The sequence below is a fragment of the Pseudomonas sp. HC1(2025) genome, assembly GCF_058742075.1.
The window spans coordinates 5,718,558-5,740,916 of record NZ_CP196017.1 but is presented as its reverse complement, the minus strand read 5'-3'; the positions used below and the strand labels follow the sequence as shown (position 1 = coordinate 5,740,916).

Annotated in this window: 19 protein-coding genes; 13 read left to right on the top strand and 6 right to left on the bottom strand. The window is 61.2% G+C overall.

Features of this window, described 5'->3' with window-relative positions:
* Positions 1 to 26: 26 nt before the first annotated feature.
* Together ACSSVH_RS25955 and aspA are read right to left on the bottom strand one after the other, a co-directional pair.
* Complete coding sequence (locus ACSSVH_RS25955; protein ID WP_262376972.1) at positions 27 to 863, bottom strand: ABC transporter ATP-binding protein; 837 nt, start codon at positions 861 to 863, stop codon at positions 27 to 29.
* A gap of 521 nt (positions 864 to 1,384) precedes the next feature.
* Positions 1,385 to 2,809, bottom strand: coding sequence for an aspartate ammonia-lyase (gene aspA, locus ACSSVH_RS25950; protein WP_038444539.1), 1,425 nt, complete (start codon positions 2,807 to 2,809; stop codon positions 1,385 to 1,387).
* A 180-nt stretch (positions 2,810 to 2,989) separates the two neighbouring features.
* On the opposite strand from aspA, the gene ACSSVH_RS25945 reads away from it, so the two are divergent.
* From ACSSVH_RS25945 to ACSSVH_RS25925, 5 genes are all read left to right on the top strand, one after another.
* Complete coding sequence (locus ACSSVH_RS25945) at positions 2,990 to 3,913, top strand: LysR substrate-binding domain-containing protein (protein ID WP_170042055.1); 924 nt, start codon at positions 2,990 to 2,992, stop codon at positions 3,911 to 3,913.
* A 313-nt stretch (positions 3,914 to 4,226) separates the two neighbouring features.
* Positions 4,227 to 4,718, top strand: a complete 492-nt coding sequence (purE, locus tag ACSSVH_RS25940; protein ID WP_057440545.1) for a 5-(carboxyamino)imidazole ribonucleotide mutase — start codon at positions 4,227 to 4,229, stop codon at positions 4,716 to 4,718.
* 12 nt (positions 4,719 to 4,730) lie between these two features.
* Positions 4,731 to 5,816, top strand: a complete 1,086-nt coding sequence (locus tag ACSSVH_RS25935; protein ID WP_032856724.1) for a 5-(carboxyamino)imidazole ribonucleotide synthase — start codon at positions 4,731 to 4,733, stop codon at positions 5,814 to 5,816.
* Positions 5,817 to 5,916: 100 nt separating this feature from the next.
* Positions 5,917 to 6,162: a GlsB/YeaQ/YmgE family stress response membrane protein gene (locus ACSSVH_RS25930; RefSeq protein WP_029289950.1), complete on the top strand. Its 246-nt coding sequence runs from the start codon at positions 5,917 to 5,919 to the stop codon at positions 6,160 to 6,162.
* A 78-nt stretch (positions 6,163 to 6,240) separates the two neighbouring features.
* Positions 6,241 to 6,777, top strand: a complete 537-nt coding sequence (locus tag ACSSVH_RS25925; RefSeq protein ID WP_169955434.1) for a DUF3299 domain-containing protein — start codon at positions 6,241 to 6,243, stop codon at positions 6,775 to 6,777.
* 126 nt (positions 6,778 to 6,903) lie between these two features.
* On the opposite strand, the gene ACSSVH_RS25920 is transcribed toward ACSSVH_RS25925, so the two are convergent.
* Together ACSSVH_RS25920 and ACSSVH_RS25915 are read right to left on the bottom strand one after the other, a co-directional pair.
* Positions 6,904 to 7,791, bottom strand: coding sequence for a D-hexose-6-phosphate mutarotase (locus ACSSVH_RS25920; protein ID WP_492633890.1), 888 nt, complete (start codon positions 7,789 to 7,791; stop codon positions 6,904 to 6,906).
* A gap of 57 nt (positions 7,792 to 7,848) precedes the next feature.
* On the bottom strand, positions 7,849 to 8,253 hold the full coding sequence (locus tag ACSSVH_RS25915) for an acyl-CoA thioesterase (RefSeq protein ID WP_003176975.1): 405 nt from the start codon (positions 8,251 to 8,253) through the stop codon (positions 7,849 to 7,851).
* A 562-nt stretch (positions 8,254 to 8,815) separates the two neighbouring features.
* Here ACSSVH_RS25915 and ACSSVH_RS25910 point away from each other — a divergent pair.
* The 8 genes from ACSSVH_RS25910 to ACSSVH_RS25875 all read left to right on the top strand — a co-directional run bounded on the left by ACSSVH_RS25910 (position 8,816) and on the right by ACSSVH_RS25875 (position 19,329).
* Positions 8,816 to 10,096: an MFS transporter gene (locus tag ACSSVH_RS25910; RefSeq protein ID WP_170042267.1), complete on the top strand. Its 1,281-nt coding sequence runs from the start codon at positions 8,816 to 8,818 to the stop codon at positions 10,094 to 10,096.
* 292 nt (positions 10,097 to 10,388) lie between these two features.
* Positions 10,389 to 11,375: a phosphate ABC transporter substrate-binding protein PstS gene (locus ACSSVH_RS25905; protein WP_492633889.1), complete on the top strand. Its 987-nt coding sequence runs from the start codon at positions 10,389 to 10,391 to the stop codon at positions 11,373 to 11,375.
* Between the two features lie 487 nt (positions 11,376 to 11,862).
* Positions 11,863 to 13,896: an ABC transporter permease subunit gene (locus tag ACSSVH_RS25900; protein ID WP_492634736.1), complete on the top strand. Its 2,034-nt coding sequence runs from the start codon at positions 11,863 to 11,865 to the stop codon at positions 13,894 to 13,896.
* Positions 13,897 to 13,911: 15 nt separating this feature from the next.
* Entirely contained in the window at positions 13,912 to 15,582 is a 1,671-nt protein-coding gene (gene pstA, locus ACSSVH_RS25895; RefSeq protein ID WP_169955431.1) for a phosphate ABC transporter permease PstA, read from the top strand.
* A gap of 164 nt (positions 15,583 to 15,746) precedes the next feature.
* Entirely contained in the window at positions 15,747 to 16,580 is an 834-nt protein-coding gene (pstB, locus tag ACSSVH_RS25890) for a phosphate ABC transporter ATP-binding protein PstB (RefSeq protein ID WP_029289934.1), read from the top strand.
* 70 nt (positions 16,581 to 16,650) lie between these two features.
* Positions 16,651 to 17,412 carry a phosphate signaling complex protein PhoU gene (phoU, locus tag ACSSVH_RS25885; protein ID WP_057961181.1) on the top strand — a complete coding sequence of 254 codons (762 nt, stop codon included), beginning with the start codon at positions 16,651 to 16,653 and terminating at the stop codon, positions 17,410 to 17,412.
* A gap of 168 nt (positions 17,413 to 17,580) precedes the next feature.
* Positions 17,581 to 18,480, top strand: coding sequence for a response regulator (locus ACSSVH_RS25880; RefSeq protein ID WP_169955430.1), 900 nt, complete (start codon positions 17,581 to 17,583; stop codon positions 18,478 to 18,480).
* Positions 18,481 to 18,648: 168 nt separating this feature from the next.
* Positions 18,649 to 19,329 (top strand): M23 family metallopeptidase, encoded by a 681-nt coding sequence (locus tag ACSSVH_RS25875; RefSeq protein WP_492633888.1) that lies wholly within the window; start codon positions 18,649 to 18,651, stop codon positions 19,327 to 19,329.
* A 117-nt stretch (positions 19,330 to 19,446) separates the two neighbouring features.
* On the opposite strand, the gene ACSSVH_RS25870 is transcribed toward ACSSVH_RS25875, so the two are convergent.
* Both ACSSVH_RS25870 and phoR read right to left on the bottom strand, forming a co-directional pair.
* Entirely contained in the window at positions 19,447 to 20,787 is a 1,341-nt protein-coding gene (locus tag ACSSVH_RS25870) for a hemolysin family protein (protein ID WP_029289929.1), read from the bottom strand.
* A gap of 259 nt (positions 20,788 to 21,046) precedes the next feature.
* Positions 21,047 to 22,333: a phosphate regulon sensor histidine kinase PhoR gene (phoR, locus tag ACSSVH_RS25865; RefSeq protein ID WP_178121202.1), complete on the bottom strand. Its 1,287-nt coding sequence runs from the start codon at positions 22,331 to 22,333 to the stop codon at positions 21,047 to 21,049.
* Between the last annotated feature and the right edge of the window lie 26 nt (positions 22,334 to 22,359).

The following is a 22,359-nucleotide window of genomic DNA, read 5'->3' as shown; positions in this document are numbered from 1 at the left end:
TCGGTTGGGGGCCGCAAGGGCGGTGATCAGTGCAGTTCGGTGTCGGCGCCGACTTGGAGCAACTCCATCAGGCGGCCGACCAGCGGGCCGATTTCCGGCAGCTTGCGGCGCTCCAGGGGGTTGTCGCGAAACGGCAGGTCGATGCTGATTTCTTCGATGATCGTGCCGGGGCGGGCGCTCATGACCAGCAAGCGGTCGGACATGGCGATGCCTTCGATCAGGTCATGGGTGATGAACAGCGCGGTCTTCTTCTCGTCGAACAGCATCCGCGCCATGTCCTGTTGCAGGATCATCTTGGTCTGGGCATCGAGGGCCGAGAACGGCTCGTCGAGGAACAGCACCTGCGGGTCGATGGCCAGGGTGCGGGCCAGGGCGGCGCGCTGGCGCATGCCGCCGGATAGCTGGAACGGGTAGTGATCGGCGTAGCCATTGAGGTGGCAGCGCTCGAGCAGGTCGAGGGCGACTTTCTGCCGGGTGGCGGCGGGTACGCCCTGGATCTCCAGGCCCAGCTCGACGTTGCGGCGGATGCTGCGCCAGGGCATCAGCAGGTCCTTTTGCAACATGAACGCAACCTGCGGCACCGGCCCGGTGACCGGCTCGCCACCAACGAACACTTCACCTTCGCTGGGGCGGTACAGGCCTGAGCCCATGTTCAGAATGGTGCTCTTGCCACAACCGGATGGGCCGATGATCGACACCACTTCACCCCGGCGAATCTTGAAGTTCACCTCGCGAATGGCGAAGGGCGCGTCTGCTTTACCCTTGGCCGGGAAACATTTACCGACATTGCGAAATTCAATTTCAGTCGGCTCCAGCTCTTCCCTGAGAGCTTGGTTATTCCATTGGGGCGTCACGGCGTACATCTCTTTCACAGCCATCAGGTAGGTACTCTGGTCTGTTTTATAGGTGATACGCCGTTTAGTGCATGAACAATGCCAGGGGGTTATTTCCTACAAACTATTAGTAAATATCCTTTGATATTAGTGATTTAGGTTCTAGTAGTTGGAAGTTGGTTGTTTCATATATGAAACGTTGGTTCTTATATGGCACGAAATTGCACACTGCTTGAGCGTGTAATGGGAAGTTGCAAGAAGTCGGTGCTTTATTGGGTAACGCGGGGAAGTTGCGAAAGGCGTTATTTGTTTTATATGTAAAACGCATTCGAGGGACTGGTTGCGTTTATGTAGGAGCCGGCTTGCCGGCGATGGCGTCCTTGAAATGTTGTACCTGCCTTGAGGACCTCATCGCCGGCAAGCCGGCTCCTACAAAGGTTGGGGGTTGGCAAATTGCGGGCAAAAAAAAGGGCCTGAAGAGCAAGTCTTCAAGCCCTCAAAAGGGTGAGAGGTGTCTAGTCCCTCAACCTGGTGAGCGGTGCTACATGCGTTCAGGCCTTCAAAGGCACCAGACGCGGGGCAATCATGTTTTCCGGGCGCAGGATGTCGTCGAGCATGGCGTCGTCGAGCAAGCCTTCTTCGCGCACCAGTTCCAGCACGCCGCGGCCGCTTTCAAGGGCGATGCGGGCGATACGGGTAGCGTTTTCATAGCCGATGTACGGGTTCAGCGCGGTGACCAGGCCGATGGAGTGCTCCACCAGTTCGCGGCAGCGTGCTTCGTTGGCGGTGATGCCGACGATGCAGTGCTCGCGCAGCATGTCCATGGCGCGTTGCAGCAGGCGGATCGAGTCGAAGATCTTGAAGGCGATCAGCGGCTCCATCACGTTCAGTTGCAGTTGGCCGCCTTCGGCCGCCATGGTCAGGGCCAGGTCGTTACCGATGACCTGGAAGGCCACCTGGTTCACGGCTTCCGGGATGACCGGGTTGACCTTGCCGGGCATGATCGAGCTGCCTGGCTGACGCGCTGGCAGGTTGATTTCGTTGATCCCGGTACGTGGGCCGCTGGACAGCAGGCGCAGGTCGTTGCAGATCTTCGACAGCTTCACCGCCGTACGCTTGAGCATGCCGGAGAACAGCACGAACGCGCCCATGTCGGAGGTGGCTTCGATCAAGTCGGCCGCCGGTACCAGCGGCTGGCCGCTGATGGTGGCCAGGCGCTGTACAGCCAGGGCCTGGTAGCGCGGGTCGGCGTTGATGCCGGTACCGATGGCGGTGCCGCCCAGGTTGACTTCGGTCAGCAGCTCCGGCGCCAGGGTCTTGAGGCGTGCCAGGTCTTCACCCAGGGTCGTGGCGAAGGCACGGAATTCCTGGCCGAGGGTCATCGGCACGGCATCTTGCAGCTGGGTACGGCCCATTTTCAGGACGTGGCCGAACTCGACACCCTTGGCGGCGAACGCCTGGATCAGGCTGTCGAGGCTGGCCAGCAGCGCGTCATGGCCCAACAGCAGACCCAGGCGGATCGCGGTCGGATAGGCGTCGTTGGTCGACTGCGCCATGTTCACGTCGTTGTTGGGGTGCAGGTATTGGTACTCGCCCTTGTTGTGGCCCATGGCCTCCAACGCGATGTTGGCGATGACTTCGTTGGCATTCATGTTGGTTGAAGTGCCAGCGCCGCCTTGAATCATGTCCACCACGAACTCTTCGTGGAAGTCGCCGCGGATCAGGCGGGCGCAGGCTTCGCTGATGGCAGCGTGCTTGGCTTCGCTGAGCTGGCCCAACTCGCGGTTGGCATCAGCGGCGGCTTGCTTGACCATTGCCAGACCGACCACCAATTTCGGGTAATGCGAAATCGGAACGCCGGAGAGACGGAAGTTATTCACGGCTCGTAGGGTCTGGATGCCGTAATACGCTTGGGCAGGTACTTCGAGTACGCCAAGCAGGTCTTTTTCTGTGCGGAATGATGCAGCGGAGGACATGACGGAAATCATCTCGATATGGACCCGGGCTAGGCCGGAACGCTGTGAATGCTAGGCTTGTGGAAGTTTTTGGGCCAATGCTATTAAGCGCTGGCCTATGCACAAACGGCATAATGTTGATGTGACCCGGTTAACATGGCGGGCGTGTGTGCCAAAATGGTGCATGCCCTGGAGAATCAGATGAACCTTGAAAGCAAATGGCTGGAAGACTTTAGCGCCCTGGCGGCCACGCGCAGCTTCTCCCAGGCGGCGGAGCGGCGCTTTGTCACCCAGCCGGCCTTCAGTCGACGCATCCGCAGCCTTGAGGCGGCCCTGGGGCTGACGCTGGTCAACCGTTCGCGCACGCCCGTCGAATTGACGGCGGCGGGGCAGTTGTTCCTGGTAACGGCGCGCACGGTGGTCGAGCAACTGGGCGAAGTGCTACGCCATTTGCATCACCTTGAAGGCGGCCAGGGCGAAGTCATGCAAGTCGCGGCGGCGCACTCCCTGGCGCTGGGCTTTTTCCCACGCTGGATCGCGCAATTGCGCAACGAAGGGCTGAACATCGCCACGCGGCTGGTCGCGACCAACGTCGGCGACGCGGTGCATGCCCTGCGCGAAGGTGGCTGCGACCTGATGCTGGCGTTCTACGACCCAGATGCGGCAATGCAGATGGACCCGGATATTTTCCCGTCGCTGCACCTGGGTAACACCGAAATGCTCCCGGTGTGCGCCGCCGATGCCGATGGCAAGCCGCTGTTTGACCTGGAAGGCGAGGGCAGCGTGCCATTGCTGGCCTACAGCGCTGGGGCATTCCTCGGGCGTTCGGTGAACCTGCTGCTGCGCCAGCGCGCCCTGCGCTTTACCACGGTGTATGAAACCGCCATGGCCGACAGCCTTAAAAGCATGGCGCTGGAAGGGCTGGGGATTGCCTGGGTACCACAGTTGAGCGTGCGCGCCGAGCTGGCCCGGGGTGAACTGGTAGTGTGCGGCGGGCCGCAGTGGCATGTGCCGCTGGAGATCCGCCTGTATCGCTGCGCGTTGGTGCGCAAGGCGAACGTGCGGTTGTTGTGGCGCAAGTTGGAAGGTGGGGCGGCGCAGAATCCGCCGGCCGAACGCGGTTAACTGTAGGAGCTGGCTTGCCAGCGATAGCAGTGTGCCAGTCGAATATTTGGTGCTGATTGACCGCAATCGCCGGCAAGCCGGCTCCTACAGGTTTTGGGTGTTTTGGCTGACTCTGAAGTCAATAAAACCGCAGGTTTGACCGGTAAGACAGATGGTCATTCCAGGGGCTGTTTATCTGCATTATTACGGTATACTGCGCGGCCTTCGGCCGGTCCAACCGGCCTTAATTCGTACAACAAGCCACGCCGGATTTCCCGCGTGGCTTGTTGTTTTTTGACGCGCCTGCGGGCGCCCAGAGAGAAGAGGCACGACGATGAGTGCATTGGTTGGCGTGATCATGGGCTCCAAGTCCGATTGGTCCACCCTTAGCCACACCGCCGATATGCTGGAAAAACTCGGCATTCCGTTTGAAGTGAAGGTGGTTTCCGCCCACCGCACGCCGGACTTGCTGTTCCAGTATGCCGATGAAGCAGAATCCCGTGGCATCGAGGTGATTATCGCCGGTGCCGGTGGCGCAGCCCACCTGCCGGGCATGTGTGCGGCCAAGACCCACTTGCCGGTACTCGGTGTGCCGGTGCAGTCGTCGATGCTCTCGGGCGTGGATTCGCTGCTGTCCATCGTGCAGATGCCCGCCGGCATTCCGGTGGCCACCCTGGCGATCGGCAAGGCTGGCGCGATCAACGCGGCATTGCTGTCGGCCAGTATCCTGGGCGCCAAGCATCCACAGTTCCACGCGGCCCTGAAGAAATTCCGCGCCGAACAGACTGACAGCGTCCTGGACAATCCAGACCCACGCATCGCCTGAGGTTGTTGATTGATGAAAATCGGTGTAATCGGTGGCGGCCAACTGGGTCGCATGCTGGCCCTGGCGGGTACGCCGCTGGGGATGAACTTCGCGTTTCTTGATCCGGCGCCGGACGCCTGTGCGGCGGCCCTGGGCGAACACCTGCGGGCGGACTACAGCGACCCGGACCACTTGCGCCAACTGGCCGATGAAGTCGACCTGGTGACCTTCGAGTTCGAAAGTGTGCCGGCCGAAACCGTGGCGTTCCTGTCGCAATTCGTGCCGGTGTACCCGAGCGCCGAAGCCCTGCGCATCGCCCGTGACCGCTGGTTCGAAAAGAGCATGTTCAAGGACCTGGGCATTCCGACCCCGGCCTTCGCCGACATCCAGTCCCAGGCGGACCTGGACGCTGCCGTCGCCAGCATCGGCCTGCCGGCTGTGCTGAAAACCCGCACCCTGGGTTATGACGGCAAGGGCCAGAAAGTCCTGCGTACTGACGCCGATGTGGTCGGCACCTTCGCCGAGCTGGGCAGCGTTGCTTGCCTGCTGGAAGGCTTCGTGCCGTTCACCGGCGAAGTCTCGCTGGTGGCCGTGCGCGCCCGTGATGGCGAAACGCGCTTCTACCCGTTGGTGCACAACACCCACGACAGCGGCATCCTCAAGCTGTCCGTGGCCAGCACCGACCACCCGTTGCAGGCCCTGGCCGAAGACTATTCCAGCCGCGTGCTCAAGCAACTGGATTATGTCGGCGTGATGGCCTTCGAATTCTTTGAAGTGGACGGTGGCCTCAAGGCCAACGAAATCGCCCCGCGTGTACACAACTCCGGGCACTGGACCACCGAAGGCGCCGAGTGCAGCCAGTTCGAAAACCACCTGCGGGCGGTTGCGGGCCTGCCACTGGGTTCCACGGCCAAGGTGGGCGAGAGCGCGATGCTCAACTTCATTGGTGTGGTGCCGCCGGTAGAGCAGGTCATTGCGATTGATGACTGCCACCTGCATCACTACGGCAAGGCCTTCAAGGTCGGGCGCAAGGTCGGCCACGCCAACCTGCGTTGCAAGGACCGCGCGACACTCGACGCGCAGATCGCCAAGGTCCAGGCACTGATCGCCGCGCAATAACCCACGGGCTGGCGGGAACCATTGGTGACCGCCATCCTCTGATTGCAGGATGCCAAAGTCTGACTAGGCTTCAGCTAACTTTCATTCAGAGGGAAATGCCATGGGTATCATTGGGACCATCTTTATCGGTTTGATCGTCGGCCTGCTGGCGCGTTTCCTGAAACCAGGCGACGACAGCATGGGCTGGATCATGACCATCCTGCTGGGTATCGCCGGCTCCCTGGCGGCGACCTATGGCGGCCAGGCGCTGGGTATCTACCAGGCAGGCCAGGGCGCAGGCTTCATTGGCGCGCTGGTCGGTGCCATCGTGTTGCTGGTGATCTACGGTCTGCTGAAAAAGAAATGATTTAGCGACAAGCCCTCTGCGCTGCGCAGGCGCAGAGGGCTAGAATGCCGGCACTGTGTTCATTTGCCGAGCCCCTTCATGCGCCGCCTCCTGTTGACTGTCCTTTTGCTGGGTTCAAGCCTGGCACACGCCGCCCAATTGCCGGAAACCGACTGGCTGGAACTGATGCCTGAGTCAGACCAGAAAGCCCTGGAGCAAATGCCGGATATCGACCACAACTCCCCGGAAGCCCTGGGCACCTTTACCGAAAAGGGTGGCTTGAAGCAGAGCAAAGGCTTGCCGGCGGTGATGTATTCGACCAAGACCGTGGCCGCCCTGAACGGCAAGCATATCCGCCTGGGTGGCTACCCGGTGCCATTGGAAACCGACGCCAAGGGCCGCAGCACCTTGTTCTTCCTGGTGCCTTACCCGGGCGCGTGCATCCACGTGCCGCCGCCGCCGCCAAATCAGTTGGTGTTGGTGCGCTATCCCAAGGGCTTGAAGCTGGATGACATCTACACGCCGCTTTGGGTGACCGGCACCTTGAAGGTAGAGACGGTCAACAACGACCTGGCGGATGCGGCGTATGCGCTGGATGCGGGAGTGGTGAGGGTGGTGCAGGAAGCGGATCTATAACCAGCGCTACAAAACCCCGGGCTTGGGTGGGAGCGGGCTTGCCCGCGATAGCGGTGTATCAGTCGCCGAATGTATCGGCTTAAACACCGCTATCGCGGGCAAGCCCGCTCCTACATTTTGGTCAGGTTACAGGGGCACACTGGCGATGCTCACACCCAGGGTGTGACTAGCGCCCGGTGCCAGTGCCACCACATCGTCCAGCACATTTGCCGTCTCGATGCACAGCATGCCCTGCCAGCCGTCATCGGCCATGTCATCGAAGGCCTTGGCGCGTTCAGTCCAGGGGTTCCAGATCACCGTCGATTTTGATCCTTCGCTGGTGAGCTGGATACGGCGCTGCCAGTCTTTATCAACGATGTTCAATTGTGCCGGGGTGTCGAGGTAGATGCGGTCGGTCTCGGCAGTAAAGTGCAGGAGGCCAGATTGCTTTTTGGTCACCCAGCCGTCGGCGGTATCGATATAGTCCAATCCGTCCAGACCATCGACCTGCACCTTGCGTACGTCGCTGACCGCGAAGTAGCTGTGCAGCGCCTGGCTGATGGTCACGGTGTCGGTGCTGCGGTTGTGGCTGGTCAGGCGGATATGCAGTTGATCGTCGAGCAGGATGCTCATTTTCAGATCGACCTGATGGGGCCAGCCAGGGAAGCCGCCAGCAGGTGCCGGCAGTACCAGCTCAACCCGGTTGTCTTCGACGCCGGCCAGGGTCCAGATGGCTGTGCGCGCGAAACCATGGGCGCCGGCCGGCTGATCACTCTGGCGCATCGCCTTGACGCTTTGCGGGTTGCGCTCGAACACACCAAACCACGGCCAGCACACCGGCACGCCGGTACGGATGCCTTTGCCGGCCTTGAACACCGCCTTGTCGTTAGGCCAGATCACCGGTTTTGCGCCAGCGGGCTGGTAACTGAACACGTGCGCACCCTGTTGGGCCACCAGCACTTCGGCGCCGTTGTGGCGGATGCGCCAGCAGTCCAGCTCATCCATTTTCACGGCTTCAACGTGGGGCGTAGGCATACAAGGCTCTCTTAGTGACAGGCAATGGGGCAATGGACCGTCAAACCGCCGCGAGGTTTAACGCGCCCGCGACGGAACCGACCGGGTGCGCCCGCTGCCATCGATGGCGACGAACACAAACACCGCCTCGGTGACTTTGCGCCATTCGCTGGACAGCGGGTCATCGCTCCACACTTCGACCATCATCTGGATCGAGCTGCGGCCGATTTCCAGGGCCTGGGTGTAGAAGGACAACTGCGCGCCCACCGCCACCGGAACCAGGAAGGCCATGCGGTCGATGGCTACGGTAGCCACGCGACCGCCGGCGACCTTGCTGGCCATTGCCGTGCCGGCCAGGTCCATCTGCGCTACCAGCCAGCCGCCGAAAATATCGCCGAAACCGTTGGTTTCACGGGGCAGTGCGGTGATTTGCAGGGCGAGATCGCCTTGCGGGATAGGATCTTCTTGTTCGAGTTCGATCATGCCGGGGGTGCCTCTGACCCGTGACTCTTGGACTATGTAATCGGTGAATAGCCGTCTTGGAAAAACGATTCAGCCCCGAACATACTACGTTCGTCACGTTTTTCGAAAGGCGCCTTGAGGGAAACTCTGCGAAATCGGCTGGCCGGTGCCAACGACGTTTTCGCGCAACTTCCACTGATATGCCGGTGCAAGGCGGGCAGTATATCGGTCGCTAGCCTGCGCGACGACCATTGGGGCCGGATTTTGTACATCTATCTGCGTGGCTTTGAAGGTGTCGGGCAAATGGCCAAAACAGTCATGCAACTTGAGGGGTTTGACCATTGTTTCTTTTAAACCCGGCACCCCAGTATTTGCTGGCGTTTTTGGTCCCCGACAATAATTCGAAGAAGGAAGAGGCGGGCCTTGCAAGGTGGTGACTTTGCGAGTCGGCGCCAACCGCTGTGCAGGTGTTTAGACTGTGCTTTTCCAGGCAATTTGTTATCTTGCCGGACCTGCCAGGCCAAACCAGCACTGTTGCGGATTCCTGATCTGACCTAATAAGAGAAGCCTTGCCATGACCACAGTGCCTTCAAGCATTGCGCCGCCCGCACGACCGCTGAACCGCAACGACTATAAAACCCTGTCGCTGTCGGCCCTGGGCGGCGCGCTGGAGTTCTACGACTTCATTATCTTCGTGTTCTTCGCCACTGTGGTCGGGAAGCTGTTTTTCCCCGCCGACATGCCCGAATGGCTGCGCCTGATGCAGACCTTCGGCATCTTCGCCGCCGGCTACCTGGCGCGGCCGCTGGGCGGGATCATCATGGCGCACTTCGGCGACCTGCTGGGGCGCAAGAAGATGTTCACCTTGAGCATCTTCATGATGGCCGTGCCGACCCTAATCATGGGCCTGTTGCCGACCTACGCGCAGATCGGCCTGTGGGCTCCGATCCTGTTGCTGCTGATGCGCGTGATCCAGGGCGCGGCGATTGGTGGCGAAGTGCCGGGGGCGTGGGTTTTTGTTTCTGAACATGTCCCACCACGCCATATCGGCTACGCCTGCGGCACCCTGACCAGCGGCCTGACCGCCGGGATCCTCCTGGGTTCGCTGGTGGCCACCGCCATCAACACCCTGTACACCCCGGAGCAGGTGTCGGACTACGCCTGGCGGATCCCGTTCCTGTTGGGCGGTGTATTCGGCCTGTTTTCGGTGTACCTGCGCCGCTGGCTGCACGAAACGCCGATCTTCGCCGAAATGCAGCAGCGCAAGACCCTGGCCGCCGAGCTGCCCTTGCGTGCGGTCCTGCGTGACCACCGTGGCGCCATCGTGCTGTCGATGCTGCTGACCTGGCTGCTGTCGGCCGGTATCGTCGTCGTGATCCTGATGACCCCGACCGTGCTGCAGACCATCTACCACTTCAGCCCGACAGTCTCGTTGCAGGCCAACAGCCTGGCGATCGTCACCTTGAGCCTGGGCTGCATCCTCTCCGGCGCGCTGGCTGACCGCTTTGGCGCCGGGCGCGTGCTGATCGCCGGTTGCGCATTGCTGCTTGCGACCTCGTGGACGCTGTATCACAGCCTGCTGGACCACCCGAACTGGCTGTTCCCGCTGTACACCCTCACCGGCCTGTTCGTCGGCGTGGTCGGCGTGGTGCCCTACGTGATGGTCAAGGCCTTCCCGCCGGTGGTGCGCTTCAGCGGCCTGTCGTTTTCCTACAACGTTGCCTACGCGGTGTTCGGTGGTCTGACGCCGTTGGTGGTGTCGCTGCTGATGAAAGAAAGCCCAATGGGCCCGGCGTACTACGTTGCCGTGATCTGCACGATGGGGATGCTGGTGGGTGCCTACCTGTGGAAACGCGGGCGCTGAACCTGGCAAGTCCCCTGTAGGAACCGGCTTACCGGCGATGGCGTCCCTTGATCAGTGCACAATTCAAGGGCCCATTGCCGGCAAGCCGGCTCCTGCAACGTTTACAGAGTGTTTCTGAAATTACCGCAATCCCTCGCCTCGCCCCCGCGTTTACTCAGCGTCCCCCCCCGCATCCGCTTTCCTAGCCAATACTGGCCTTTCATCTAATTGTCATATTCCAGACATAGAGTGTTCACACGGCCTACCGATACTTGGCCCCGATCCAACTATCCCTATCTGCTAGGAGTAAGGCATGAAACTGAAGCGTTTGATGGCGGCAATGACTTTTGTCGCTGCTGGCGTTGCGACTGCCCACGCGGTGGCCGCTGGTGTTGACCCGGCAATTCCGGCCTATACCAAGACCACTGGTGTATCGGGCAACTTGTCCAGCGTCGGTTCCGATACCCTGGCCAACCTGATGACCCTGTGGGCCGAGAACTACAAAAAAGAATACCCGAACGTAAACATCCAGATTCAAGCCGCCGGCTCTTCCACCGCGCCGCCTGCACTCACCGAAGGCACCGCTAACCTGGGCCCGATGAGCCGCAAGATGAAGGACAACGAACTGCAGGCTTTCGAGAACAAATACGGCTACAAGCCGACGGCTATCCCGGTGGCCGTGGACGCCCTGGCTGTATTCGTACACAAGGACAACCCGATCAAGCACCTGACCATGGCTCAGGTCGATGCCGTGTTCTCGTCGACTCGCCTGTGCGGCGCCAAGGCTGACGCCAAGACCTGGGGTGACCTGGGTGTGACCGGTGACCTGGCCAACAAGCCAGTGCAACTGTTCGGCCGTAACTCGGTATCCGGCACCTACGGCTACTTCAAGGAAGAAGCGCTGTGCAAAGGTGACTTCAAGCCAAACGTCAACGAACAACCAGGCTCGGCTTCGGTCGTTCAGTCCATCAGCTCCTCGCTGAACGGCATCGGTTACTCGGGCATCGGCTACAAGACTGCCAGCGTGAAAACCGTGGCCCTGGCCAAGAAAGAAGGCGGCGAGTTCGTCGAAGATACCGAAGAAAACGCCCTGAACGGCAAGTACCCGCTGTCGCGTTTCCTCTACGTGTACATCAACAAAGACCCGAACAAGCCTCTGGCCCCGCTGGAAGCCGAGTTCGTGAAACTGGTTCTGTCCAAACAGGGCCAGGAAGTTGTAGTCAAGGATGGCTACATCCCACTGCCAGCCAAAGTTGCCGCCAAGGCACTGGCTGACCTGGGTCTGAAAGAAGGCAAATAAGCCTGCACTACCTGGTGTAGATGCATGCTCTTGTGTGGGAGCGGGCTTGCCCGCGATGCAGGCGACGCGGTTTAAAATTGAAATCGTGTTGATGCCATCGCGGGCCAACCCGCTCCCATGACAAGCCGGTCTACACCCCTAATTTTTCGGTCCGCTGCCAGCCCTGCTACGCGGCGGATTTTTTGCGTCACTGCATTGTCATCTTTCTGTCATACAGGATCGCTAGGGTGTGCGCATGAATGATCTGGCCAATTCCACCATGACGACGACTTCTCCTCCCAAGCGCATTGATTTCAATACGCCTGAGCTGCAACGCAAGCGCCGCATCCGCGCGCTCAAGGACCGCCTGACCCGTTGGTACGTACTGGTCGGCGGCCTTGCCGTCCTCGGCGCTATCACGCTGATTTTCTTCTTCCTGGCCTACGTGGTCGCGCCGCTGTTCCAGGGTGCCAGCCTGACCAAGGACGAGGCCCTGAGCCCAGCCTGGATGCAGGATGCCGGCAAGCCGTTGCTGATCTCGCTGGAAGAGCAGAACCAGGTCGCCATGCGGGTTTCCGACAAGGGCCAGGCGTTGTTCTTCAGCGTTGATACCGGTGCTGAACTCAAGCGTGTCGACCTGGCCCTGCCGGCCGGCGCCAGCGTGGTGTCCATCGGTGAAGACCAGCCCGGCAGCCCGCTGGTAATCCTTGGCTTGTCCAATGGCCAGTCCCTGGTGTTCCGTCACTCTTATAAAGTGTCGTACCCGGACGGCAAGAAGACCATTTCGCCCGAAATCGAATACCCCTACGGCGACACGCCAATGGTGCTCGACGAAGCCGGTCGGCCGCTGGAACATGTCGCCCTCAACGCCACTGACAGCTCGCTGATCGTTGCCGGTTCCGCCGGTTCGCACCTGAACGTGCTGTCGGTGAGCCGCGAAGAAAACATGATGACCGGCGAAGTGGTCAGCGAGCAGAAGCGCATCGACCTACCGCAAATGACCGAGCCTGTTAAAGCGATCTTTGTCGATCCGCGCCAGCAATGGCTGTATGTGATCAACGGTCGCGCCCTGGCCGATGTGTTCAGCCTGCGGGACAACAGCCTCAACGGTCGATACAAATTATTGGAAGATGGCAACGCTGAAATCACCGCCAGCACCCAACTGGTGGGCGGTATCTCGCTGATCGTCGGCGACTCCAAGGGCGGCCTGGCCCAGTGGTTCATGGCCCGTGACCCGGATGGCGAGCAACACTTCAAGCAGATCCGTACTTTCCAGATGGGCACCACGCCTATCGTTGAAATCACCGCTGAAGAGCGTCGCAAAGGCTTCACCGCCCTGGATGCCTCCGGCAAGTTCGGGGTGTTCCACAGTACCGCGCACCGCACTTTGCTGGTGGACCCGGTGGTCGAAGGCCAGGGCATCTTTGGCATGTCGCCACGGGCCAACCGCGTGATCGTCGAAGCCGGCGGCAAGCTGCAGCCGTTGACCCTCGACAACCCGCACCCGGAAGTGTCCTGGAGCGCGTTGTGGAGCAAGGTCTGGTACGAAAACTACGACGAGCCTAAATACGTCTGGCAATCGACCGCCGCCAACAGCGACTTCGAACCGAAGATGAGCCTGGCGCCACTGACCTTTGGTACGCTCAAGGCCGCGTTCTACGCCATGCTGCTGGCTGCACCCCTGGCCATCGCCGCGGCGATCTACACCGCTTACTTCATGGCTCCGAGCCTGCGCCGCAAGGTCAAGCCGGTGATCGAGCTGATGGAAGCGATGCCGACGGTGATCCTCGGCTTCTTCGCCGGCCTGTTCCTGGCGCCGTATGTCGAAGGGCACCTGCCGGGGATTTTCAGCCTGCTGATGTTGTTGCCGATTGGCATCCTCGTCGCCGGCTTTGTTTTCAGCCGCCTGCCTGAGTCGATCCGCCTGCGGGTTCCCGATGGCTGGGAAAGCGCGATCCTGATCCCGGTGATCCTGTTTGTGGGCTGGCTCTCGCTGTACATGAGCCCGTACCTGGAAACCTGGTTCTTCGGTGGCGACATGCGCATGTGGATCTCCCACGACCTGGGCATCACCTACGACCAGCGCAACGCTTTGGTAGTCGGCCTGGCCATGGGTTTTGCGGTGATCCCGAACATCTACTCCATCGCCGAAGACGCCGTGTTCAGCGTGCCGCGTGGCCTGACCCTGGGCTCCCTGGCGCTGGGCGCTACGCCTTGGCAGACCATGACCCGTGTGGTGTTGCTGACCGCAAGCCCGGGGATTTTCTCGGCGCTGATGATCGGCATGGGCCGTGCAGTGGGCGAAACCATGATCGTGCTGATGGCCACGGGTAACACCCCGGTCATGGAAATGAACCTGTTCGAAGGCCTGCGAACGCTCGCCGCCAACGTCGCGGTGGAAATGCCCGAGTCGGAAGTGGGCGGCAGTCACTACCGCGTGCTGTTCCTCTCGGCGCTGGTGCTGCTGCTGTTTACCTTCGTCATGAACACCCTCGCCGAGCTGATCCGTCAGCGTCTGCGCAAGAAATACTCGTCGCTTTAAGAAAGGTAGAAGTCTGTGAAACAGAACTCCCTGAATGGATGGTTCAAGAGCGGCGCCCCTGGCGTCTGGATCAGCGGTGGCGCGGTGGCCATCGCGGTCATCATGACCATTGGTTTGCTGGCTGTGATTGCCGTACGCGGCTTGGGTCACTTCTGGCCGGCCGACCTGATCCAGGCCAACTACAACGTGCCGGGCCAGGCCAACCACATCGTCATCGGCGAAGTGGTACAGAAAGAACAAGTGCCGCGCGAGCGCCTGAAAAGCGCTGGCCTGCCGGTACCGGACGAAGGTCCGGAGTTCATGACCCGCGAGCTGATCAAGGTCGGCAACCGGGACTTGAACGGCAATGACTTCACCTGGATCGTCGGCGAGTGGCTGACCAACCAGACCACGCCTGTCGAGTTGATGGCCATCGAGCGTCGTGAGTGGGGCAACTTCTACGGCACCCTGGTCAACGTCAAGCAGGATGGCAAAGTCATCGCCGAAGGCGAGGCGGCGTGGCCCGAACTGCAGGCGCGGGTTGAGCGGGTGAACAGGTTGGCCGCCGATCTCAAGACCCTTGAGAAGAGCGACATTGGTGCGATCAACGCCGGCCTGGAGCGAATCCGCCTGCACGGTCGCAAACTGGAACTCAGCGGCAAGCTCGACGCTGCCGCCCAGGCTGACATGGATGCCGACCGCGCCGAGCTGAATGCGCGTTACCAGGCCGTCGAGGCGCGCCTGACCGACCTGCACGCCCAGTTCAACCGCGACAGCCTCACGGCCCGTGACGCCAACGGCAAAGAGCTGGAAATCAACATCGGCCATGTGGTGCATGCCTACCAGCCGAACGCCATGGGCACCCTGACCAAGATGGGTTTCTATGTCAGCAAGGTCTGGGAATTCCTCAGCGATGACCCGCGGGAAGCCAACACCGAAGGCGGGATCTTCCCGGCGATCTTCGGCACCGTGATGATGACCCTGATCATGGCGATGATCGTGACTCCGTTCGGCGTGCTGGCGGCGGTCTACCTGCGTGAATACGCCAAGCAGAACACCTTGACCCGCATTATCCGTATCGCGGTGAACAACCTGGCGGGCGTCCCGGCGATTGTCTACGGCGTGTTCGGCCTGGGCTTCTTTGTGTACGTGCTGGGTGGTTCGGTGGACCGCCTGTTCTTCCCCGAAGCCCTGCCGGCGCCGACCTTCGGTACGCCGGGCCTGTTGTGGGCTTCGTTGACCCTGGCGCTGCTGGCGGTGCCGGTGGTGATCGTGGCCACCGAAGAAGGCCTGGCGCGAATCCCGCGCACGGTGCGTGAAGGTTCCCTGGCACTGGGTGCGACCAAGGCCGAAACCCTGTGGAAAATCGTCCTGCCCATGGCCAGCCCGGCGATGATGACCGGCATGATCCTCGCGGTGGCCCGCGCTGCGGGTGAAGTAGCACCGCTGATGCTGGTGGGTGTGGTCAAGCTGGCGCCATCGCTGCCGCTGGACGGCAACTACCCGTACCTGCACCTGGACCAGAAGATCATGCACCTGGGCTTCCATATCTACGACGTCGGCTTCCAGAGCCCCAACGTCGAGGCCGCCCGTCCGCTGGTGTACGCCACAGCGTTCCTGCTGGTGCTGGTGATCGCCACCCTGAACCTGTCGGCGGTATGGATTCGTAACCACCTGCGCGAAAAGTACAAGGCACTGGATAGCTGACACGGTCCAATGTGGGAGCTGGCTTGCCTGCGATGCAGACGACGCGGTGTATCAGTAAGGCCGCAGTGATGCCATCGCAGGCAAGCCAGCTCCCACAGACACAGAATTTGAGTAAGCCGCTCCGGCGGTTCAACGAAACGAATTGGTAGCACAGGGAGCATCCCATGCAACATGAAACCCATTCCCACGGCATCAACATGTCAGCCCTGGGTCGCGACAAGCAGAGCCTGAGCCTGGCCGAAGAAACCGTGGCCATCGAAGTCCCGGGCCTGAGCCTGTACTACGGTGAGAAGCAGGCCCTGTTCGACGTCAGCATGAACATCCCCAAGCAGCGCGTGACCGCCTTTATCGGCCCGTCGGGTTGCGGCAAGTCCACGCTGTTGCGCACCTTCAACCGCATGAACGACCTGGTGGACGGTTGCCGTGTGGAAGGCGCGATCAACCTCTACGGCAGCAACATCTACCGCAAGGGCGAAGACGTGGCCGAGCTGCGTCGCCGGGTGGGCATGGTGTTCCAGAAGCCTAACCCGTTCCCCAAGACCATCTACGAAAACGTGGTCTATGGCCTGCGGATCCAGGGCATCAACAAGAAGCGCATCCTCGACGAAGCGGTGGAGTGGGCCCTCAAGGGCGCGGCGCTGTGGGACGAGGTCAAGGACCGCCTGCACGAATCGGCCCTCGGCCTGTCCGGCGGCCAGCAGCAGCGTCTGGTGATTGCCCGGACCATCGCCGTGGAGCCGGAAGTGCTGCTGCTCGACGAACCGTGCTCGGCACTCGACCCGATCTCGACGCTGAAAGTCGAAGAGCTGATCTACGAGCTCAAGTCCAAGTTCACCATCGTCATCGTGACCCACAACATGCAACAGGCGGCGCGGGTTTCCGACTACACCGCGTTCATGTACATGGGCAAACTGGTGGAGTTCGGCGATACCGACACCCTGTTCACCAATCCGGCGAAGAAGCAGACCGAAGACTACATCACCGGTCGCTACGGCTAGGAAGCTGTGGTTTTTATTGCACTGACGCTGCGGTTCTCCGCACCTTACCGGACGCTCCAAGGACGCCAACATGATTAGCAAAGAAGGCCTTACCCACCACATCTCCGCGCAATTCAACGCCGAGCTTGAGGAAGTGCGCAGCCACCTCCTGGCCATGGGCGGGCTGGTGGAGAAGCAAGTCAACGACGCGGTGACCGCGCTGATCGAGGCCGACTCGGGCCTGGCCCAGCAAGTGCGCGAGATCGACGACCAGATCAACCAGATGGAGCGCAACATCGACGAGGAATGCCTGCGCATCCTCGCTCGTCGCCAGCCGGCGGCCTCCGACCTGCGGCTGATCATCAGCATTTCCAAGTCGGTGATCGACCTGGAGCGCATCGGCGATGAAGCCACCAAGATCGCCCGTCGCGCCATCCAGTTGTGCGAAGAAGGCGAAGCGCCGCGCGGTTACGTCGAAGTGCGTCACATCGGCGACCAGGTGCGCAACATGGTGCGCGATGCGCTGGATGCGTTTGCCCGCTTTGACGCCGACCTGGCGTTGTCGGTGGCCCAGTACGACAAGATCATCGACCGCGAGTACAAGACCGCCCTGCGTGAGCTGGCGACCTACATGATGGAAGATCCGCGCTCCATCTCGCGGGTATTGAGCATCATCTGGGTGCTGCGCTCCCTGGAGCGGATCGGCGACCACGCGCGCAATATCTCGGAATTGGTCATTTACCTGGTACGCGGCACCGACGTACGGCACATGGGCCTCAAGCGCATGAAAGCCGAAGTTGAAGGCACGGCCGATCAAATCCCTAATGTTCCGGCCGAATCTGACGATAAGTAAGATTGCCCGAGAAATAAACGCCCGGCCTCTGGTCGGGCGTTTGCGTTTGTGGCGTATGAGTTTTGCGCTGCGGGCAGCCATAAAGTCCCGGCGTGACTGACGAGTTTTTGGCAAAATGCCATCAGTTAAGCGTTTTGCTTGCCGGGGTTTTGAGAGGATGAAGGGTCGATGAGTAAAGTCAGTGTATTGGTGGTGGATGACGCCTCGTTTATTCGCGACCTGGTGAAGAAGTGCCTGCGTAACTACTTCCCCGGTATCAAGATTGAAGATGCGGTGAACGGCAAAAAGGCCCAGGCCATCCTGATGCGCGAAACCTTCGACATGGTGCTGTGCGACTGGGAAATGCCGGAAATGTCTGGCCTGGAACTGTTGACCTGGTGCCGTGAGCAGCCACAGCTCAAGTCCATGCCGTTTGTCATGGTCACCAGCCGTGGCGACAAGGAAAACGTGGTCCAGGCCATCCAGGCCGGCGTCTCCGGCTATGTCAGCAAGCCGTTCACCAACGAACAGTTGCTGAACAAGGTCAAGCAGGCCCTGAATAAGATCGGTCGCCTCGACGCCTTGCTGGCCAGTGCGCCGACCAAGATGAACTCGGCTTTCGGCAACGACTCCCTCAGCGCCCTGACCGGTGGCAAGCCCGAAGCGGTCAAGCCCGCCCCGGTGGCCGCGCCGAGCAAAGGCCTGCTCAACAGCCCGCCCGTTCAGTCCACCGCCGCCCCCTCGGCCGCCAGCGGTCGCGGCCAGGGCCAATTGCGCCTGTCCAGTGGCACCCAGCAATGTGTGATCAAGGGCCTGAGCATCAAGGAGGCGCTGCTGGTGGTGCGCCGTGGCGACGTCCTGCCGCAAGTGCTGGAAAGTGCTGTGCTTGACCTTGAACAAGGCGAGAACGCCGAAACCGCCCGCCTCAACGGCTACCTGCACGCCATCGTCGCCTATGAACCACGCCCCGACAGCGACTGGCTGCAACTGACCTTCCGCTTTATCGACCAGGACGCGCAGAAGCTGGACTACATCTCCCGGCTGATTGCCCGGGGTACCGCGCAGAAGCATTTTGTGCCGGGTGCCTGAACCAACCCCCTGATCCCTGTAGATGCTGGCTTGCCAGCGATGGCGTGGCGCGGTGACTGATAAACCGCCATCGCCGGCAAGCCGGCTCCTACAGGGGCGTCGGTCCACACAACAGTGTCATGAACCCTTGCTAGCCTGCCGTTCAGTCATACCCGGCAGGTTTATCCGATGCTTGTGCGTTTTATGTTGTTTTGTGGCCTGTGCGCGGTCGCTTCATCGACCCTGGCCATGACCCTCTATCGTTCCACCGATGCCCGTGGCGTGGTGTTTTTCAGCGAGCAGAAGACCCCCGGCGCCCAGGCGTTTGTGTTCCAGGAACGGCGGGTGGTACCGGTGAAGCGCCAGGTGCTTGATCCCCAGCCGCGGCGCAACTTGCGGCCGGCGCAGTTCCAGCGCTACCCCTTGCCCTGGCGTGGCGGGCCTTTCCGCCTGACCCAGGGGCCTGGCGGCACGTTCAGTCATTCTGACGTCAAGAGTCGCTACGCCATGGATATCGCCATGCCCGAGGGCACGCCGATCATCGCTGCGCGGGGCGGCTTGGTGGTGAAGACCGAGAACAACCAATCCGGGCGCGGCAGTGACCCGTCGGGCAACTTCGTGCGGGTGTTGCACGATGACGGCACCCAGGGTGTGTATCTGCACCTCAAGCAAGGGTCGGTCAGCGTCAGGGATGGGCAGCACGTGGGGGTGGGTAGCCCGCTGGGGCAGTCGGGCAATACCGGCAACAGCAGCGGGCCACACCTGCATTTTGTGGTGCAGCGCGATACGGGGGCGGGTTGGGTGTCGATTCCATATGAGTTCACGCAGCCGGTACAGGCCTTGCCCAACTTTGCGTCGGGCACGCGGTAAGGCTTTTGTAGGAGCGAGCTTGCTCGCGAAAAACCTGAGGGCGCTGCCGGGTGTCAGGATCCCAGCGTTATCGTTAACGTCCTTCGCGAGCAAGCTCGCTCCTACAGGGGGTGTGCTCTAGTCGAGCATCAGGACCTTGGCCAGCACGATTTTCGGGCCTTTCATCTTCTTGATGATGATCCGCAGGCCCTCCACTTCCAGCACTTCTTCCTCTTCCGGCACCCGGTTGAGGGTGTCGTAGATCAAGCCAGCGAGGGTTTCGGCCTCGATGTGGTCCAGGTCGATGCCCAGCAGGCGCTCGATCTTGAACAGCGGCGTGTCACCACGCACCAGCAGTTTGCCCGGCTGGTAGGCGAGGATGCCGCGCTCGGCCTTGCGGTGTTCGTCCTGGATATCGCCCACCAGCACTTCCAGCACGTCTTCCATGGTCAGGTAGCCGATGATGTTGCCGTCGGCTTCCTCTACCAGGGCAAAGTGCGCGCCGCCCTTGCGGAACTGTTCGAGCAATTGCGACAGCGGCATGTGCCGCGACACGCGCTCCAGCGGGCGGGTCAGCTCGGCCAGGTTGAACGACTCGGGAATATGATCCAGGGCCGCCAGCTCCAGCAGCAGATCCTTGATGTGCAGCAGGCCGACAAACTCACCACGCACCGGGTCGTACACCGGGTAGCGACTGAATTTGTGGCGGCGGAACAGCGCGAGGATTTCCTTGAGCGGCGCGTTGAAGTCCAGGGTCACCAGGTCTTCCCGCGAGTTGGCCCAGTCCACTACTTCCAGCTCGCCCATTTCCACGGCCGAGGCCAGCACGCGCATGCCTTGGTCGCTTGGGTCCTGGCCACGGCTGGAGTGCAGGATCAGCTTGAGTTCTTCGCGGCTGTAATGGTGCTCGTGATGGGGGCCGGGCTCGCCCTGGCCGGCGATGCGCAGGATCGCGTTGGCGCTGGCGTTGAGCAGGTAGATTGCCGGGTACATCGCCCAGTAGAACAGGTACAACGGCACCGCCGTCCACAGCGACAGCAGCTCGGGCTTGCGAATGGCCCAGGACTTGGGCGCCAGTTCACCGACCACGATGTGCAGGTAGGAAATCACGAAGAAGGCGGCGAAGAACGACACGCCCTTGATGACTTCAGGCGACTCGACGCCCATGGCCCCCAGCAACGGCTCCAGGATGTGCGCAAAAGCCGGCTCACCGACCCAGCCCAAGCCCAGGGAGGCGAGGGTGATACCCAACTGACAGGCCGACAGATACGCGTCGAGCTGGCTGTGTACGGTGCGCAGGATCTGCCCGCGCCAGCCGTTGGTGTGGGCGATGGCCTCGACCCGGGTGGAGCGCAGTTTGACCATGGCAAATTCCGCCGCAACGAAGAAACCGTTGAGCAGTACCAGGATCAGTGCAAAAAGAATCATGCCGAAATCGGCGAAGAGTGTCGCGAGGGTGATACCAGGGGAAGGGTCCATGATGGGGTTTTGCGGGTTCCGTGTATTCAAAAAGGGGTGATGGCTGTGCCTCAAGGGCGGGCACAAGTCAGGCAATGTAGCGGCTGAAGGGGCGCTTGCCTAGTGGCGGCTGCCGGGTGGATCCGTGAATGCCTGCTGCATTGGGCTTATGTGGGAGCTGGCTTGCCTGCGATGCAGGCGCCTAGGTCTTACAGATGCACCGAGGTGATGCTATCGCAGGCAAGCCAGCTCCCACAGGAGGGTGGGGGTTATTTTCAGATTAATCCTTCGTCGCGATTGCTTGCGAACGACTGACCTGCGTCGGCGCAAAGTGGCAGGTAAAGGTGCTGCCATGGCCCAGGACGCTGCTGATTTCCAGGCGGGCCCGATGGCGCAACAGCACGTGCTTGACGATCGCCAAGCCCAGCCCCGTACCGCCGGTGTTGGAGTTGCGGCTGGAGTCGACGCGGTAGAAACGCTCGGTCAGGCGTGGCAGGTGTTTACTGTCGATACCAATCCCCGAATCCTGCACGCTCAGGTGCGCCCCCTGCTGATCGGCCCACCAGCGGATGCGGATCGTGCCTTTGTCCTGGGTGTACTTCACGGCGTTGAACACCAGGTTGGAAAAAGCACTGCGCAATTCGCCCTCGCTGCCCTTGAGCAGCACCGACGGGTCGGCTTCCAGGGTAATGATCTGGCCGCGCTCGCCGGACAGGGCCTGGGCATCGTTTTTGATGGTCTGCAGCAGGCTCTGTACGGCCACGGGGTGGTTGTCCGAGGGGTAGTCGGTGGCTTCCAGCTTGGCCAGCAGCAGCAGGTCGTTGAGCAGGGTCTGCATGCGTGAGCCCTGTTGCTGCATCTGCTGCAAGGCACGATTCCAGCGCGGGTTGACGCCTTCTACGTTGTCCAGCAGCGTCTCCAGGTAGCCACAGATCACCGTCAGCGGCGTACGCAATTCGTGGGAGACGTTGGCGACGAAATCCTTGCGCATCTGTTCCAACTGATGGATGCGGGTGACGTCGCGCACCAGCATCAAGTGTTCATTGTTGCCATAGCGCGTGAGGTACAGCTGGATGCGCACCCGGTCGTTGGTGGGCGACGGGATTTCCAGGGCTTCCTCGTAGTTATCCTGCTCGAAGTATTCCTTGAAACGCGGATGGCGTACCAGGTTGGTCACCGGCTGGCCGCTGTCCTGGGGCGTCTTGAGGCCCAGCAGGGTCTCGGCGGCGCGGTTCCACCATTCCAGGTTGCCGTCGCTGTCGAGCATGATCACCGCGTCCTTGAGCGCGGCCGTCGACTCCTGGACCCGGTCGATCACCGCTTGCAGGCGGCCCCGCACCCGCTGGTCGCGGCGTTGCAGGTGATAGATGCTGTCGAACACCTCGCCCCACAGGCCGTAGCCGTCGGGTGGTGCTTCATCGGGTTTGTGCTGGCGCAGCCACTCGTGCAGGCGCAGCAATTGCTTGAGGGTCCAGCCCAGGTAGAGACCCAGGCCAATGGCCAGGCTCCAGCCGTAGTAACCGCTGATCAGGCCCACCAACAGGCAGCCGGTGACCAGCAGGAGCATGTGGCGGATCAGGGTGCCATGCCAGT

Excerpts from the sequence above, each read along its gene's own strand:
- ACSSVH_RS25955 (WP_262376972.1), bottom strand. The coding sequence starts at position 863 with ATGTACGCCGTGACGCCCCAATGGAATAACCAAGCTCTCAGGGAAGAG.
- aspA (WP_038444539.1), bottom strand. The coding sequence starts at position 2,809 with ATGTCCTCCGCTGCATCATTCCGCACAGAAAAAGACCTGCTTGGCGTA.
- ACSSVH_RS25945 (WP_170042055.1), top strand. The coding sequence starts at position 2,990 with ATGAACCTTGAAAGCAAATGGCTGGAAGACTTTAGCGCCCTGGCGGCC.
- purE (WP_057440545.1), top strand. The coding sequence starts at position 4,227 with ATGAGTGCATTGGTTGGCGTGATCATGGGCTCCAAGTCCGATTGGTCC.
- ACSSVH_RS25935 (WP_032856724.1), top strand. The coding sequence starts at position 4,731 with ATGAAAATCGGTGTAATCGGTGGCGGCCAACTGGGTCGCATGCTGGCC.
- ACSSVH_RS25930 (WP_029289950.1), top strand. The coding sequence starts at position 5,917 with ATGGGTATCATTGGGACCATCTTTATCGGTTTGATCGTCGGCCTGCTG.
- ACSSVH_RS25925 (WP_169955434.1), top strand. The coding sequence starts at position 6,241 with ATGCGCCGCCTCCTGTTGACTGTCCTTTTGCTGGGTTCAAGCCTGGCA.
- ACSSVH_RS25920 (WP_492633890.1), bottom strand. The coding sequence starts at position 7,791 with ATGCCTACGCCCCACGTTGAAGCCGTGAAAATGGATGAGCTGGACTGC.
- ACSSVH_RS25915 (WP_003176975.1), bottom strand. The coding sequence starts at position 8,253 with ATGATCGAACTCGAACAAGAAGATCCTATCCCGCAAGGCGATCTCGCC.
- ACSSVH_RS25905 (WP_492633889.1), top strand. The coding sequence starts at position 10,389 with ATGAAACTGAAGCGTTTGATGGCGGCAATGACTTTTGTCGCTGCTGGC.
- ACSSVH_RS25900 (WP_492634736.1), top strand. The coding sequence starts at position 11,863 with ATGCAGGATGCCGGCAAGCCGTTGCTGATCTCGCTGGAAGAGCAGAAC.
- pstB (WP_029289934.1), top strand. The coding sequence starts at position 15,747 with ATGCAACATGAAACCCATTCCCACGGCATCAACATGTCAGCCCTGGGT.
- phoU (WP_057961181.1), top strand. The coding sequence starts at position 16,651 with ATGATTAGCAAAGAAGGCCTTACCCACCACATCTCCGCGCAATTCAAC.
- ACSSVH_RS25880 (WP_169955430.1), top strand. The coding sequence starts at position 17,581 with ATGAGTAAAGTCAGTGTATTGGTGGTGGATGACGCCTCGTTTATTCGC.
- ACSSVH_RS25875 (WP_492633888.1), top strand. The coding sequence starts at position 18,649 with ATGCTTGTGCGTTTTATGTTGTTTTGTGGCCTGTGCGCGGTCGCTTCA.
- ACSSVH_RS25870 (WP_029289929.1), bottom strand. The coding sequence starts at position 20,787 with ATGGACCCTTCCCCTGGTATCACCCTCGCGACACTCTTCGCCGATTTC.
- phoR (WP_178121202.1), bottom strand. The coding sequence starts at position 22,333 with ATGCTCCTGCTGGTCACCGGCTGCCTGTTGGTGGGCCTGATCAGCGGT.